This is a genomic window from Micromonospora sp. LOL_025, from assembly GCF_048060285.1.
GTDB lineage: Bacteria > Actinomycetota > Actinomycetes > Mycobacteriales > Micromonosporaceae > Micromonospora.
On record NZ_JBHMIR010000001.1, the window covers coordinates 285,850 to 300,798 of the forward strand.

A 14,949-nucleotide genomic window follows, 5' to 3' on the forward strand; every position below is an offset into this window, starting at 1 on the left:
TCGGCGCCGAGGGGGCTCAGGCGGCCGCGCCGCGGGCGCGTGATGAGGAGGATGTCCGGTGTCAGCGGGTGGTGCCCGCCGGGGACGGCGGGACAACGGGCTGGACGCGAGCGAGTACGCCATCGCCGGCGACGTGGATCCGCGCGTCGGTGAGCACCTGCTCGACGTCCTGGCCGCCGGCGGGATCGCCGCCTACCTCCAGCCCTCGGCCGACCTGAACCCGGTCACCCGCACCACCACCGTCCCGCCCCGCCCCGTCGACCGGCTCTACGTCGACCGGTCCCACCTGAGGACCGCGCGGGACTACCTGACCCAGCTCGCCGACGAGACGGCCCCCGAGAAGCCCCGCGACGACGAGCCGGACATCGAGGCCGAGTGGGCCCGTATCGTCGCCGGCTTCCACACCACCGCTCCCCGCGGTGGCGACAATCCGTGGCCCGCCGCCGAGGACGTGGACGACCCGCCCGGGCCCGCCGGCGGACCGGTGACCCTCGGCACGCCCGACGAGCCCGCCGGGCCGACCGCCACCGACGTGCGCCGGCTGCCGTACGCGGCCGACATCTCGGGCGTCTCCCTCTCCCGCGGCCGGCAGGACGAGCCGTCGCTGCTCGACGGGCTGGACACCTTCGGCGCGGACCTGCCCGACGACGAGGCGGAGGACGAGCGCTACACCCCGCCGCCGCCCCCGCCGCTGCCGCGCTTCTCGAAGTACGCGGTGGTCGGCGTGCTCGCCATCGTGCTCGGCTTCGTGCTCTTCCTCTTCCCCTGGGTCTTCCCGGTGGCCGACCCCTCGGTGGTCAACCTGTTCGGCTTCACCGGCATCCTGGCCGGCTTCGTCGCGCTGATCTGGCGGCTGCGGCCCGGTGACGACGACGACCGCGACCCGGACGACGGCGCGGTCGTCTGACCGGCGGCCCGCCCGCCGGCATTGCTGCCCGCATCCCGGGACGACGGGCGCCCCGCGCCGGGGGCGCGACACTGGTGTAACTTACTGTCAGTAGGAATACCGCTGTCCGTCACATCCCTCGCTGACTGCCCGGTTGTTCCTCCGCTGCGGCGGTCACTCCCCTGCTGATCGGAATGCCCGAGATGCGACAGAGTTCCCTCGTGGTGGTGGCCAACCGCCTGCCCATCGACGACAGTGTGGCGCCCGACGGGGCCTGCGAATGGCGCCGCAGCCCCGGTGGCCTGGTCAGCGCCCTCCATCCCCTCCTGCGGCACACCCCGGCGACGTGGGTCGGGTGGGCCGGCGGCACCGGCCCGGCGCCGGCGCTGCCCGACGTGGACGGCGTCCGCATGCACTCCGTTCCGCTGAGTGCCGAAGACCTGCGCGACCACTACGAGGGCTTCGCCAACGCCACCCTCTGGCCGCTCTACCACGACTCGGTGGAGCAACCGGAGTACCACCGCAGCTGGTGGGAGGCGTACCAGCGGGTCAACCAGCGGTTCGCCGAGGCCACCGCCGACATGGCCGAGCCCGGCGCGGTGGTGTGGGTGCAGGACTACCACCTGCAACTGGTGCCCGGCCTGCTCCGCCAGCTGCGGCCGGACCTGCGGATCGGCTTCTTCCTGCACGTGCCGTTCCCACCACCCGAGCTGTTCATGCAGCTCCCGCGCCGGGCCGAGTTGCTGCGCGGGATGCTCGGCGCCGACCTGATCGGCTTCCAGCGCTCCCAGGCCGCGCACAACTTCGCCCAGCTGGTGGCGAAGGTGCTGGACGTTCCCGCCACCGACCGGCGGATCACCGTCGGCGACCGGGTGGTCCGGATCGGCGCCTTCCCCGTCTCCATCGACACCGTCGAGATGGCCGCGCTGGCCACCCGGCCCGACGTGGCCGACCGGGCCGCCCGGCTGCGCCGTGACCTCGGCAGTCCCGAGCAGGTGATTCTCAGCGTCGACCGGATGGACTACACCAAGGGCATCGAGCAACGGCTCAAGGCGTACAGCGAGCTGCTCGCCAACGGGCACGTCAAGGTGCGCGACACGGTGCTCGTGCAGGTGGCGGTGCCCAGCCGGGAGCGGGTCGGGCAGTACCAGATCCTCCGCGAACGGGTGGAACGCGAGGTGGGGCGGATCAACGGCGAGTACGGCCGGGTCGGCGAGCCGGCGATCCACTACCTGACCCAGCCGTTCGACCGGGCCGAACTGGCCGCGCTCTACCGGGTCGCCGACGTGATGGCGGTGACCCCGCTGCGCGACGGGATGAACCTCGTCGCCAAGGAGTACGTGGCCGCCCGCGTCGACGACACCGGCGCGCTGCTGCTCAGCGAGTTCGCCGGTGCCGCCGCCGAGCTGCCGCAGGCGTACCTGGTCAACCCGCACGACCTGGAGGGGCTCAAGCAGGGCCTGCTCGCGGCGCTGCGGGCCGGCCCGGACGACCTCGGCGCGCGGATGCGGGCCATGCGGGCGCACCTGCACCGGCACGACATCCGGGCGTGGGCCCGCTCCTACCTCTCCGCCCTCGACGACAGCGGCTCGCTGCTGACCCGGCTGGGCGCCGCCGACTGAGGCCGGCGGCCCGGCCCGGCCCGGGTCGGGTCAGGGCCGGCCGGTCGGCGCCGGGTCCTTCTCCAGCCAGTCCAGGATCGCGTCGACCGGCTCCCGCCACCGCACGTCGAGCATCATGTCGTGCCCCATGCCGGGAAAGAGCAACGGGGCGGAGCCGTACCGCCGGGCCGCCCGGGTCAGCGCCGTCGCCGGGACCACCCGGTCGTCGGGGCTGCCCAGCACCAGCACCGGCGGGTCGCCCACCGCCGGCTCGGCGGCCCGCCCGGTCAGCAACTGCCACTGGGCGCGCCGACCGGCCCGCCCCAGCCGGCCCGCGTAGCCGCGGGCCTCCGCCTCGGGCAGCTCCCGGCTGAACAACTGGCGGCGGTGCAGCCGCAGCGGCCCGCCGAACACCGCCGGCAGCGTGCCGACCGGGTTGCGGCGCAGCGCCGCCCCGAACGTCGCCCAGCCGCCGAACACCGGCGCGACCAGCACCGCGGCCCGGGCCGGGTAGCGGGCCAACGCGTGGGCCACCACGAGCGCCCCGGCGCCGTGCCCCACCAGCACCGCCTGGCGCGGCAGGCCCGCCGCCACCTGGGTCACGTCGTGGGCGTACGCCCGCAGCGTCGCCTCGGGCGCCGGCCCGCTGTCGCCGTGCCCGCGCAGGCTCAGCGCGTACGCCGGGAAGCCCCGGGACGCGGCGTGGCCGAGCCAGTGCTCGGCGAACGCCCAGGCACCGTGCCCGAAGCCCGGTACGAAGAGCAGCGGCGGGCGTCCCTGTTCCACCTCGGGGGCCGCGCCGAGCACCTCACGCCGGACCGGGCGGACCGGACGGGCCCACTCCCGCCCCCGCATGATCCGCACGTGACTCACTGTTCCGGCCTTTCGCTCGCGCTCACCGGGCCTCCTCCAGGTCGTGCAGCGCGCGCTGGACGGCGCGCAGGTAGTCGGCGTGGCCCACCTCGAACCAGTGCCGGCTGCTGTCCTTGACGGGGCCGGCGTACCGCTCCCCCGCCTTCGCCGACACCCGGGCGGCGAAGGCGGCCGCCCGGTCGGGACGGGTCACGCGCAGCCGCAGCAGCCGGGCGAAGAGCACCGACTGCCAGTGCGACAGGGGGAAGATGCCCGAGTCCGGCTGCACCAGCCCGGCCACGGCCAGCGTGGGGCGACCGGGGACGAAGGCGTTCAGCCAGAGCTTCGGCCGGCCCTCCCCCGCGTCGTCGCCGAGCACCTTCGGGTCGAGGAACTCGAAGCGCGGCAGGTACCCGGTGGCGAAGACGACCAGGTCCGGGTCGATCTCCCGCCCGTCGGAGAGCTCGACGGCGTACGGGTGGAAGCGGACGACGTCCGGCACCGGCGCGATCCCGCCGTGGCCCACGTAGTAGACGAGCTGGCTGTTGGCGATCGGGTGCGTCTCGTAGACCCGGTGGTCGGGCTTCGGCAGGCCGAAGCGGGTCAGGTCGCCGACGGTCAGCCGCAGCGTCCAGTGGTAGAGCCACTGCCGCACCCGCAGCGGCACACGCAGCGCCAGCAGCGCGTCGTTGACCTGGTCGGCGGGGCGGCCGAGGACGTACTTCGGGGCGTACCAGTAGCCCCGGCGGGTCGAGTGCCAGCAGCGCGACGCCTGCTGGGCGGCCTCGACGGCGATGTCGCAGCCGGTGTTGCCGGCGCCCACCACCAGCACCCGCTTGCCGCGCAGCTGCGCCGGGTCCTTGTAGGACGAGGCGTGCATGACCTCGCCCCGGAACTCCTCCAGCCCCTCGTAGCGGGGCAGCTTCGGCGACCAGTTGTGGCCGTTGGCGACCACGACGGCCGCGTAGCGGGAGGTGCGTTCCGGGCCGTAGCCGCCGGTGCTGCGGGTGGTCACATCCCAGCGGTCGCCGGCCACGGGCTCCACCCGGACGACCTCGGTGCCGAACCAGATGTGCCCGCGCAGGTCGAAGTGGTCGGCGTACCGCTCGAAGTACGACAGCAGCCGGCTGTGGTGCGGGTAGTCCGGCCAGTCGTCCGGCATCGGGAAGTCGGGGAACTGGGTGAACGGCCGCGACGAGATCAGGTGCGTGCTCGCGTACACCGGGCTGCGGTCGTGCCGCCAGTTCCAGGCGCCGCCGACGCCGGTCTCCCGCTCGTAGCAGTCGACGCCGAAGCCGTGTTCCTTCAGGTTCTTGATGGCCGTGAGACCGCTGGCCCCCGCGCCGACGACGCAGACGGTGTCGCCCCGGTCGGAGACCGGCCGGCCGTCGCGGGTCAGGGCGAGAGTGCTCGCCTCCGGGTCGGGCTGGCCGTGGTCGGTGGAGGTGGACACCGGAATCTCCTTTTGTGCGGCACGAGTGCCGGGTCGCGCAGCATCCTCTCCACTACGGAGCGCGTTGTCCAGCCCCGGCCGCGCCGGGCGGTCAGCCGGCGGCCGGCAGCAGCAGGTCGACCAGGACCGGGAAGTGGTCGCTGGCGCGGCGGGTCTGCGGGGTGTCCACCACGTCGTAGTCGGCCACCGTGATCCGGGGATCGACGAAGAGGGCGTCGATGCGCCGCCGCGGGTTCGTGCAGGAGTAGGTGAGCCGGTCGGCCCGGTCCATCGCCACGGCGGCGTCGGTCAGCCCGCGCGCCACGGTGGCCCAGGCCGGCCCGTCCGGCCCCTCGTTCAGGTCGGCCGCGGCGACCACCGGCGTGGTGGTGGCGTCCAGCTCGCGCTTGAACAGCGCGGCCTGCGCGGGGCGCTCGGCCGGATCGGTGGACAGGTGCGACCCGGCCAGGGTGAACCGGGCCGCGCCGGCGACCACGCACTCGGCGTACGCGGCGCCGCGCAGGTGCCGGCCGGGGGTGAGCGGGAAGCGCTGGCAGCGGTCGGCCACCACCCGTACCCGCAGGCTGGTCAGCAGCAGGTTGCCCAGCGCGGGCAGCCCGCCGGCGGCCACCACCAGGCCGAAGGACTCCGCCAGCGCCGCCGACTTCTGCCGCCACCGGAACCGGCGCGGCCCCTCCTGCACGATCACCACGTCCGGCCTGGCGTCGCGGACCACGGCCGCCAGCGCGGCCGTGTCGTCCCGCTGGCTGTGGATGTTGTACGACACGACGCGCAGCGGCACGCCCGGGCTCTGCGTCACGGCCACCGCCTCAGATCCGGCGGGCCAGGTCGGCGGCGCCGATGACGCCGGCGGTGTTGCCCAGCTCGGCCGGGCGGATCTCGGCGACCGGGAGGCGGCTGCGCTGGGCCAGGGCGTCGGCGAACGACCGGCGGGTCGGGCCGAGCAGCAGGTCCCCGGCGTCGATCACCCCGCCGCCGACGACGAGCACCTGCGGGTCGAGGATCTGCGCCATGTCGGCGAGGCTGGTGCCGAGCCACCGGCCGACCTGCGCGAACGCCTCGGTGGAGACCGGGTCGCCGGCCTGCGCGGCGGCGGTGACCATGGGCCCGCTGACTGCCTCGGCCTCGCCGCCGGCCAGTTCCAGCAGGCCGGTGGCGCGGTGCGGCTCCTGCCGGGCGGCGGCGCGGGCGAACCGCACCAGGGCGCTGCCGCTGGCGTACTGCTCGATGCAGCCGAGCCGGCCGCAGCCGCACTGGTGGCCGTCCGGCACCGTCAGCATGTGGCCCAGCTCGGCGGCGATGCCGTTGGCGCCGCGCAGCAGTTCCCCGCCGAGCACGATGCCGCCGCCGACGCCGGTGCCGATGGTGAACATGACCATCGAGTCGTCGGCGTCGCGGGCCGCGCCGTGGCGGAACTCCGCCCAGGCCGCCACGTTGCCGTCGTTCTCCACGATCACCGGCAGGCCGGTGGCGGCGCTGACGTAGTCGCGCAGCGGCTCGTCCCGCCACGCCAGGTTCGGGGCGAACAGCACGGTCGAACGGCTGGCGTCGATCCAGCCGGCCGCGCCGATCCCGACCGCCTCGATCGCGTGCCCGGAGGCCAGCTCGCGGACCAGTTCGGTGATGACGTCACGGGTCTTGGCGACGTCGTCGGCGGGGGTGTCCCGTCGGACCTGCACGAGGACCGTGCCGGCGGCGTCCACGACACCACCGGCCACCTTCGTGCCACCGACGTCGACTCCGATGGTCAGCGTCACCGCTGCCACTCCCCTCTGCTGTGCTGCCCGCACCGGCGCCGGCGGACGACCGGCGCGTGGTCGGGATGTGCGTTGGTCAGGCCCCGTCGCCCGAGAGTTGCTCGCCCTCGTCCCCCGGTGCCCGGGACGTGGGGACCACGGGCCCGTCGGAGGACGTCCGGACGGTCACCGCGGCGGCCTGCCCGGCGACGTCGACGGGCGGTACGGCGGCCGGGGCGGCCTCGTCCTCCGCCCGTGTGGCGGCGGACCAGACGTCCCGCTCCGGTGCCGGCTGAGAATCATGCCCGCTACGGGTGGCCTCGCGCCACACCTGGTCGTCCGCGCCACCCGGCCCCGGGGTGGCCGCCGGCCCGGCGGGGGCGTCGGCGGAGGGCTCGGGCGGGGTGAAGGCGCGCAGCAGGCTGGCCACCCCGGCGGCCAGGTCGCCCGCGCCGGTGGCGAGGCGCTCGGCGAATTCGGGACTCGGGTCGCGCAGGGCGGCGATGCCACGACAGACCGGGCAGACGCAGCATTCGGCCGCGCCGGTGGCGAAACCGCCCGCGGGCTGCCCCGCCGACGCACCCGGGCCGCCGCTGTGACCGAGGACACTCGACACGATCCCACCGAGCGGACCCCACTGGCCGCTCTTCGAACCGGCCGCGGCCAGCCGGGCGGCGGCCAGCGCCGTGGCGAGCAGACGTTCGGCCTCTTCCCGGGCCGAACCCGGATCCGTTGCACCCATGGTCGGCTCCCCTACCGTGCCGCCGGACGCGTCACTGCGCCCCACCGGATGCTTCTACCCGGCGCTTGAGCTGCTTCAACGCGGTATCCATGATCATTTTTTCGGCCTTGCGGCGGAACATGCCGAGCATCCCGACGGAGAGCTCGACCTCCAGGGTGTAGGTCACCGTCGTGCTGCCGTCCGGGTTGCCGTCCAGGTCGTACGAGCCGCGCTGGAACTTCTGCATCTTGGAGGGCGCCACCAGGTGCCACTCGATCCGGGAGAGGTCCTCGGCGTACTCGTAGGCCAGCACGTACTCGTCGGCCAGCACGCCGGCGTCGATGGTGAATCGGACCTGGCTGGCGTAGCCGTCCTCGTACTCCTCGATCACCTCCACCCGCCGCATCGCCTCGGTCCACGCCGGGTAGCTCGGGAAGTCGCAGATGACCGCCGCCACCCGTTCCGGTGACGCGCCGATGATGATCGACTGGGTGGAGGTGTCCGCCATGGGGGGAGGCTACCCGGCACCGGCGGCGCCCACGCCGCGCCGCCCCCGGGCACGCCGGATCGAAGCGTCCGGCGGCGACCCGCGGGCAGCCTGGGCGACCTGCCTTTTCGCCCCGGTCACCGGGGCGGGTAGGTTTCGACAGAGCCGACCCGTGGTGGCGGCCGGCCCGGCCAGTGAGCACGAGGGAGTGCAGGTGCGCGAGTTCTCCGTCCCGCCGATCGTCACCGTCGGCGACGCGGCAAACCTCACCGACCCGGTCTGGGACAACGCCGAGGTCGCCCCGGACACGGTCCAGTTCGTCCGCCCCACCGGCACGGGGGGCACCTGGGCCGACGTCACCTGCCGGCAGTTCCGCGACGAGGTCGTCGCGGCGGCCAGGGGCCTGGTCGCCGCCGGCGTCCAGCCCGGCGACCGGGTCGGCCTGATGAGCCGCACCCGCTACGAGTGGACCCTGCTGGACTACGCGATCTGGGCGGCCGGCGCGGTCACCGTGCCGATCTACGAGACCTCCAGCGCCGACCAGGCCGCCTGGATCCTGTCCGACTCCGGCGCCGTGGCCTGCGTGGTGGAGAGCAACGCGCACGCCACCCTGGTCGCCGGCGTCCGGGACCGGCTGCCCGACCTGCGGCACGTCTGGCAGATCGACCTCGACGCCGTGGGCGAGCTGGTCCGCGCCGGCGAGGCGGTCGACCCGACGGAGATGGACCGGCGGCGGGCCGCCGTCCGCGCCGACGACCTCGCCACCATCATCTACACCAGCGGCACCACCGGCCGCCCCAAGGGCTGCGTGCTGACCCACCGCAACATGTACGCCGACATCGCCAACGCGGTGCCGGTGCTGCCGAACCTGTTCCGGCCGGGCGCCTCGACCCTGCTCTTCCTCCCGCTGGCGCACGCCTTCGCCCGGCTCATCCAGATCGGCGTGGTGCAGGCGCGGGCCACCATGCGGCACTGCGCGGACCCCAAGAACCTGGTCGGCGAGTTGCAGGAGTTCCGCCCCACCTTCGTGCTCTCGGTCCCCCGGGTGTTCGAGAAGGTCTACAACGGCGCCAAGCAGAAGGCCGAGGCCGACGGCAAGGGCAGGATCTTCGCCCGCGCGGAGCAGGTCGCCATCGCGTACAGCGAGGCGCTGGAGACCTCCGGCGGGCCCGGCCTGGCGCTGCGCGCCCAGCACGCGCTCTTCGACAAGCTGGTCTACCGCAAGCTGCGGGCGGCGCTCGGCGGCCGGTGCCGGGACGCCATCTCCGGCGGCGCCCCGCTCGGCGCCCGGCTGGGCCACTTCTTCCGCGGCATCGGCGTGAACGTGTGCGAGGGCTACGGCCTGACCGAGACCTCCCCCGCGGCCGCCGCGAACCTGCCCGACGCCACCCGGATCGGCTCGGTCGGCCGGCCGCTGCCGGGCGTCACCATCCGGATCGACGACGACGGCGAGATCCTGATCGCCGGCGATCTGATCTTCCAGGGCTACTGGCGCAACGACGAGGCGACCGCCGAGGCGCTCAGCGCGGACGGCTGGTTCCGCACCGGCGACCTGGGCCAGCTCGACGACGACGGCTTCCTGAGCATCACCGGCCGCAAGAAGGAGATCATCGTGACGGCCGGCGGCAAGAACGTCGCCCCGGCCGTGCTGGAGGACCAGGTCCGGGCCCACCCCCTGGTCAGCCAGTGCGTGGTGGTCGGTGACCGCGCGCCGTTCATCGCCGCGCTGGTCACCCTCGACGAGGAGGCGCTGCCGCGCTGGCTCGCCTCGGCCGGCCTGCCCGAGGACACCCCCGTCGAGAAGCTGCGCGACCACGAGGGGCTGCGCGCCGAGATCCAGGGTGCCGTCGACGCCGCGAACCAGGCGGTCTCCAAGGCCGAGGCGATCAAGGTGTTCCGGATCCTGCCCCACGACTTCACCGAGGCGACGGGCGAGCTGACCCCGTCGCTGAAGGTCAAGCGGCAGGTCGTGCACAAGTCGTACGCGGCGGAGATCGCCGACATCTACCGGGGCTGACTACCATCCGTCACGTGCCCGCCTCGACGCCCTCCCGGCCCCAGCCGCATCCCCTCGCCGCCGCCGCGCGCGTGGTCATGCTGGCGCTCGTCGCCGTCCTGACCCTGTACGCCACGCACGACCCCGGCCAGCTCTGGTGGATCGCCCTGCTGGCGGTCGCCGGGCTGCCCGCCCTGCTGGCGCCCGAGCACCGGCCGGTCGGCCCGCTCAGCCGGGTGGCCGAGGTGGTGGTGCTGGGGCTGGCCGCGAGTCAGGTCGCCGCCGTGGCCACCCTCGGCGGGGACGTCGGCGGGCTGGGCGCCTCGGCGGTGCTGCCCTACCTGGCGGTCCCGGTGACCGTCACCGCGCTGCGCCGCCGGTTCCGCGAGGGCGTGGCCCTGCTGGCCGTCGCCGCGGCCACCCTGCTGGTGGCGGGTGCCGTCACCGAGGTCGACGGCGAGCGGCAGATCGGCGAGCTCGGCTACCTGGTGATCTGCGCCCAGTGGCTGATCCTGGCCGGGCTCGGCCTCGCCGCCGCCAGCGGCCTGCACCGGGTCATGCAGGTCCGCAACGAGGGCAAGCCCCAGCCGTACGCCGAGGCGACCCGGCTGCTCACCCAGCTGCGCACCGTGGCCCGGCAGCTGCCCGGGGCCACCCTGGACCCGGGCGGCATCTCCGAGCACCTGCTGGAGGAGCTGCGCACGGTGGCCCGGGCGGACCGGGCGGCCGTGCTGTCGGCCAGCGGCGGCGGCCGGCTGGTGGTGCTCGCCCAGGTGGGCGTGGAACGGGTCGACTGGGAGACGACGCTGGACGCGGACTCGGCCATCGCCGACGCGTGGGCCAGCCAGCAGCCGCACACCGCCGCCCGGTCGCAGGCCCGGTCGCACCGCGGTGGCGACGTGTCCGCCCTGATCGTGCCGCTGGTGGCCGGGGTACGCACCGTCGGGCTGGTGGTGCTGGAGGCGGACGCGGCGCAGGCGTACCCGCCCGGCGTGGTGTCCCGGGTGACCGGGCTGACCCGCCCCGCCGCGCTGCGGCTGGAGGCGGCGCTGCTCTTCGACGAGGTCCGCTCGCTGGCCACCAACGAGGAACGGCAGCGGCTGGCCCGGGAGATCCACGACGGGGTGGCGCAGGAACTGGTGATGGTCGGCTACGGCATCGACAACGCCCTGGCGTACGTCGACGAGGACCCGCAGGAGACCGCCGAGGCACTGCGCACGCTGCGTGGCGAGGTGACCCGGGTCATCACCGAGCTGCGGCTGAGCCTCTTCGAGCTGCGCAGCGAGGTGGACCGGCACGGCGGCCTGGCCGCCGCGATCGCCGAGTACGCCCGCACGGTCGGCGCCTCCGGCGGGCTGCGGGTGCACCTGTCCCTGGACGAGTCCACCGCGCGGCTGCCCGCCGCCACCGAGGCCGAGTTGCTGCGCATCGCCCAGGAGGCGGTCACCAACGCGCGCAAGCACGCGGGCGCGTCGAATCTCTGGGTCACCTGCGAGGTCGACCCGCCGTACGCGCAGATCGAAGTGTCGGATGACGGTCAGGGGATCGCTGACCAGCGGTCCGACGGGCACTACGGTCTTGCGATCATGGCCGAGAGGGCGGAACGTATCCGGGGCCGGTTGGAGATCAGGCCGCGGCAACCGAGCGGCACGACCGTGGCGGTGGTGCTCGGCTCCTCGCCCCGGCGCGATAACGTGCGCGGTAGCGCAGCGGCAGTAGAAGGGGAGTAACCCGAGGATGACCACAAGTCCGACACCGGCCACCCGTACCAAGGTCCTCCTTGTCGACGATCACGACCTGATCCGCAAGGGCCTGCGGCACGCGTTCGAGCGCGACCGGCAGTTCGAGGTCGTCGGGGAGGCCGCCACGGCGGCGGAGGGGGTACGCCAGGCGGGTGCGCTGCAGCCGGACGTGGTGATCATGGACCTGCGGCTGCCCGACGGCAGCGGTCTGGAGGCCACCCGGGCGCTGCGCAAGTCGAGCGCCTCGATGGGCATCGTCGTGCTCACCATGTACGCCGGCGACGACCAGCTCTTCGGCGCCCTGGAGGCCGGGGCCAGCGCCTTCGTGCCCAAGACCGCGCCGGCCGACGAGGTGGTCGCCGCCGCCCGGCACGCCGCCTCCTCCCCCAGCGCCTTCACGGCCGCCGACCTGGCGGAGGCGATGAAGCGCCGGCTGGCCCCGTCCGGGCCGCAGCTCTCCCCCCGCGAGGGGCAGGTGCTGCGGCTGCTCGCCGACGGGATGAGCGTGGCGGGCATCGCGAAACAGCTCTTCGTCAGCGAGTCCACCGCCAAGACCCACATCTCGAAGCTCTACGAGAAGCTGGGCGCGGCCAACCGGGCCCAGGCGCTGATGACCGCGCTGCGGCTCGGTCTGCTCGAGGCGCCGGACGCCCCGAAGTTCTGACCCGCTCCCGCCGGGAGCCCGACGACGTACCACCGACGGGTCCGCGACCGCCGACGGGCGGCGCGGACCCGTCGTCGCCGCCCTGAGCGGCGGCGTCGAAGGGTTCCCGGCGCGCTATGGTCTCCCGGGCGGTCAACCGGCAGAATACCGGCGCGGGCAACGGTGTCCCGCACGCCGACAGGAGGGGTGAGCGCATGCAGCGGCCGGACTGGGCACCCGACGAGATCGACATCGAACGCCCCAGCGTGGCCCGCATGTACGACTACTACCTCGGCGGCTCGCACAACTTCGCGGTCGACCGGGCGGCGGCCCAGGCGATGGTGGCGGCGGTGCCGGAGGCTCCGCTGATGGCACAGGCGAACCGCGCGTTCCTCCGCCGGGCGGTGCAGTTCCTCCTCGACGCCGGCGTCCGGCAGTTCCTGGACGTCGGCTCGGGCATCCCGACCGTCGGCAACGTGCACGAGATCGCCCAGCGCGACACCCCCGACGCCCGGGTGGTCTACGTCGACGTGGACCCGGTGGCGGTGGCCCACAGCCGGGAGATCCTGGAGGGCAACGACCGCGCCGTGGTGGTGCAGGAGGACCTGCGCCGTCCCGAGCGCATCGTCGCCCACCCCGACGTCCGCCGGCTGCTCGACTTCGACCAGCCGATCGCCGTGATGATCGTGGCGGTGCTGCACTTCGTGCCGGACGACGACCGGCCGGCCGAGCTGCTGCGGACGCTGCGCGAGGCGCTGGCGCCGGGCAGCTACCTGGTGCTCTCGCAGGCCAGCGGCGACGGCCGTGGCGACGACGAGCGAGCCGACGCCGAGCGGGTCTACCGGCGGACCGACAATCCGCTGTGGATCCGCAGCCGTGGCGAACTGACCGCCCTCTTCGACGGCTTCGAGCTGGTCGACCCCGGCGTGGTCTGGGTGCCGCAGTGGCGCCCGGAGTCCCCCGACAGCGCCGAGGACGCCGAGCGGGCGGCCTTCATCGGCGGCGTCGGGCGACTCGGTGGGTGAGCCGCCCGGGGCGACGACGGTCGCCCCGACCGGCACCACCGTGGGGCACCCGTCCCGCCCGGGGACCTTCGCCCGGGCGTGGGCCAAGGCCGTCACCGGCACCAGCTACCTGCCGATGACCCAGGCCCAGCTCGAGGCGCTGCTGCAACGCCTCACCGAGGAACTCGCGGCGGCGCTGCTGGCCGAGCCGATCGACCTGCGGGTCGGGCACCGGGTGGGCACCGAACTGGTGGCCGCCCACATCGCCTCGGCCGAGGCGCTGGGGCGGACGGTCGAGGTCGTCCAGCTCCGGCTGGCCCGCGACCTCGGGCTGGTCGAGGAGGAGGTCGAGGACCGGCTGGCCCGGCTGCTGGCCGCCGTGACCACCGGCTACGCCCGCGCGCTGCGGGACCGGACGCTGGACGAGCAGGAGACGATCCGCCGGGCCGCGATGACCGCCCGGGCGGAGGCCGAGCGGGCGCTGCGCAGCAGCGAGGCGCGCTTCCGCCACCAGGCCACCCACGACCCGCTGACCGACCTGCCCAACCGCACGCTGTTGACGGAGCGCCTCAGCGCGGCCATCGACTCGCCCACGGGGGGCGCGGCGCGCCTCGGGGTCTGCTTCCTCGACCTCGACCGGTTCAAGGTGGTCAACGACTCGCACGGGCACCAGGTCGGCGACGGGCTGCTGGTGGCCGTGGCGGACCGGCTCCGCCGGGCCCTCGACGGGCACCTGGTCGCCCGGCTCGGCGGGGACGAGTTCGTCGTCCTGGTCGAGGGCACCACCGGCACCGACGACGCCGTCGCCGTGGCCGAGGCCGCACTCGCGGCGGTACGCGAGCCGGTGCTGGTGGACGGGCACGAGCTGAGCGTCTCGGCGAGCATCGGCATCGTCGAGCGGGAGGTCGCCGGCACCTCCCCCGGTGACCTGATGCGGGCGGCCGACAGCACGCTGCACTGGGCGAAGGCCGCCGGTGGCGACCGCTGGGCGCTCTACGACGCCGACCGGGACCGCCAGGACCTGGCCCGCTACGCGCTCTCCGCGGCCATCCCCGCGGCGCTGGAGCGGGGCGAGTTCTACCTCGACTTCCAGCCGCTGACGTCGCTGCGCGACGGCCGGGTGCTGGGCATGGAGGCCCTGGTGCGCTGGCGGCACCCGCAGCTGGGCGTCCTGCGGCCCGACAGCTTCATCGGGCTGGCCGAGGAGACCGGGCTGATCGTCCCGCTCGGCGGCTGGGTGCTGGCCGAGGCGTGCCGGCAGGCCGAGAGCTGGGCCGTCGACGCCGGGCCCGCCCCGTTCGTCAGCGTCAACCTGGCCGTACGGCAGGTGCGCCGCGCCGGCCTCGTCCAGGAGGTACGCGCGCTGCTGCGGCACACCGGGCTGTCGCCGGAGCGGCTCCAGTTGGAGATCACCGAGAGCACCATGATGAGCACCGCCGAGGAGCCGGTCCGGGCGCTGCGGGTGCTCGCCGACCTGGGCGTCCGGATCGCCATCGACGACTTCGGCACCGGCTACTGCAACCTGGCGTACCTGCGGGACCTGCCGGTGACCGAGCTGAAGGTGGCCGGGCAGTTCGTGGCCGGGCTGCGGGCACCGGAGGCCCGGGCCGACGAGCGGATCCTCGCCTCGCTCGTCTCGCTGGCGCACGCGCTGGACCTGACCGTCACCGCCGAGGGCGTGGAGACCGCCGGGCAGGCGGAGCGGCTGCGGGCGATCGGCTGCGACGCCGGCCAGGGCTGGCACTTCGGCCGCCCGGACTCGGCCGAGCGCGTCCTGGCCCGCCTGCGCTGACGGGTCCTCCCACCGCCGGGAACCACCACGAACCGC

General features: G+C 74.6%; 13 protein-coding genes. 7 read left to right on the forward strand and 6 right to left on the reverse strand.

What is annotated here, in order from left to right; translation table 11 throughout:
- Window positions 1-58: 58 nt before the first annotated feature.
- Window positions 59-907, forward strand: coding sequence for a DUF308 domain-containing protein (locus ACFHW0_RS01330; protein WP_416604881.1), 849 nt, complete (start codon window positions 59-61; stop codon window positions 905-907).
- A gap of 182 nt (window positions 908-1,089) precedes the next feature.
- Window positions 1,090-2,508 (forward strand): alpha,alpha-trehalose-phosphate synthase (UDP-forming), encoded by a 1,419-nt coding sequence (locus ACFHW0_RS01335; RefSeq protein WP_416604883.1) that lies wholly within the window; start codon window positions 1,090-1,092, stop codon window positions 2,506-2,508.
- Window positions 2,509-2,538: 30 nt separating this feature from the next.
- Here ACFHW0_RS01335 and ACFHW0_RS01340 read toward each other — a convergent pair whose 3' ends face one another.
- The 6 genes from ACFHW0_RS01340 to ACFHW0_RS01365 form a co-directional block, all read right to left on the reverse strand.
- Window positions 2,539-3,342, reverse strand: a complete 804-nt coding sequence (locus ACFHW0_RS01340) for an alpha/beta hydrolase (protein WP_416605236.1) — start codon at window positions 3,340-3,342, stop codon at window positions 2,539-2,541.
- A gap of 40 nt (window positions 3,343-3,382) precedes the next feature.
- A complete protein-coding gene (locus ACFHW0_RS01345) occupies window positions 3,383-4,792 on the reverse strand; it encodes a flavin-containing monooxygenase (protein WP_121400493.1) in 1,410 nt (469 codons plus the stop codon).
- Between the two features lie 91 nt (window positions 4,793-4,883).
- Window positions 4,884-5,591, reverse strand: a complete 708-nt coding sequence (locus ACFHW0_RS01350) for an endonuclease/exonuclease/phosphatase family protein (RefSeq protein ID WP_416604885.1) — start codon at window positions 5,589-5,591, stop codon at window positions 4,884-4,886.
- 10 nt (window positions 5,592-5,601) lie between these two features.
- The gene (locus ACFHW0_RS01355) at window positions 5,602-6,549 is read right to left on the reverse strand and encodes an ROK family glucokinase (protein WP_416604887.1); all 948 of its coding nucleotides are present in this window, start codon (window positions 6,547-6,549) and stop codon (window positions 5,602-5,604) included.
- Window positions 6,550-6,625: 76 nt separating this feature from the next.
- On the reverse strand, window positions 6,626-7,270 hold the full coding sequence (locus tag ACFHW0_RS01360) for a hypothetical protein (protein ID WP_416604890.1): 645 nt from the start codon (window positions 7,268-7,270) through the stop codon (window positions 6,626-6,628).
- A 31-nt stretch (window positions 7,271-7,301) separates the two neighbouring features.
- Window positions 7,302-7,757: an SRPBCC family protein gene (locus ACFHW0_RS01365; RefSeq protein ID WP_416604892.1), complete on the reverse strand. Its 456-nt coding sequence runs from the start codon at window positions 7,755-7,757 to the stop codon at window positions 7,302-7,304.
- Between the two features lie 193 nt (window positions 7,758-7,950).
- Here ACFHW0_RS01365 and ACFHW0_RS01370 point away from each other — a divergent pair, with 193 nt between their 5' ends.
- The 5 genes from ACFHW0_RS01370 to ACFHW0_RS01390 all read left to right on the forward strand — a co-directional run bounded on the left by ACFHW0_RS01370 (window position 7,951) and on the right by ACFHW0_RS01390 (window position 14,913).
- The gene (locus ACFHW0_RS01370) at window positions 7,951-9,753 is read left to right on the forward strand and encodes an AMP-dependent synthetase/ligase (RefSeq protein WP_416604894.1); all 1,803 of its coding nucleotides are present in this window, start codon (window positions 7,951-7,953) and stop codon (window positions 9,751-9,753) included.
- A 14-nt stretch (window positions 9,754-9,767) separates the two neighbouring features.
- Window positions 9,768-11,462, forward strand: a complete 1,695-nt coding sequence (locus ACFHW0_RS01375) for a GAF domain-containing sensor histidine kinase (protein ID WP_416604896.1) — start codon at window positions 9,768-9,770, stop codon at window positions 11,460-11,462.
- A 7-nt stretch (window positions 11,463-11,469) separates the two neighbouring features.
- Window positions 11,470-12,138 carry a response regulator transcription factor gene (locus ACFHW0_RS01380; RefSeq protein ID WP_007072219.1) on the forward strand — a complete coding sequence of 223 codons (669 nt, stop codon included), beginning with the start codon at window positions 11,470-11,472 and terminating at the stop codon, window positions 12,136-12,138.
- Between the two features lie 194 nt (window positions 12,139-12,332).
- Window positions 12,333-13,142 (forward strand): SAM-dependent methyltransferase, encoded by an 810-nt coding sequence (locus ACFHW0_RS01385; protein ID WP_416604900.1) that lies wholly within the window; start codon window positions 12,333-12,335, stop codon window positions 13,140-13,142.
- Window positions 13,143-13,257: 115 nt separating this feature from the next.
- Window positions 13,258-14,913 (forward strand): putative bifunctional diguanylate cyclase/phosphodiesterase, encoded by a 1,656-nt coding sequence (locus ACFHW0_RS01390; RefSeq protein WP_416605237.1) that lies wholly within the window; start codon window positions 13,258-13,260, stop codon window positions 14,911-14,913.
- The last annotated feature ends 36 nt before the right edge of the window (window positions 14,914-14,949 follow it).

Excerpts from the sequence above, each read along its gene's own strand:
- ACFHW0_RS01365 (WP_416604892.1), bottom strand. The coding sequence starts at position 7,757 with ATGGCGGACACCTCCACCCAGTCGATCATCATCGGCGCGTCACCGGAA.
- ACFHW0_RS01335 (WP_416604883.1), top strand. The coding sequence starts at position 1,090 with ATGCGACAGAGTTCCCTCGTGGTGGTGGCCAACCGCCTGCCCATCGAC.
- ACFHW0_RS01385 (WP_416604900.1), top strand. The coding sequence starts at position 12,333 with ATGCAGCGGCCGGACTGGGCACCCGACGAGATCGACATCGAACGCCCC.
- ACFHW0_RS01340 (WP_416605236.1), bottom strand. The coding sequence starts at position 3,342 with ATGCGGGGGCGGGAGTGGGCCCGTCCGGTCCGCCCGGTCCGGCGTGAG.
- ACFHW0_RS01360 (WP_416604890.1), bottom strand. The coding sequence starts at position 7,270 with ATGGGTGCAACGGATCCGGGTTCGGCCCGGGAAGAGGCCGAACGTCTG.
- ACFHW0_RS01390 (WP_416605237.1), top strand. The coding sequence starts at position 13,258 with ATGACCCAGGCCCAGCTCGAGGCGCTGCTGCAACGCCTCACCGAGGAA.
- ACFHW0_RS01380 (WP_007072219.1), top strand. The coding sequence starts at position 11,470 with ATGACCACAAGTCCGACACCGGCCACCCGTACCAAGGTCCTCCTTGTC.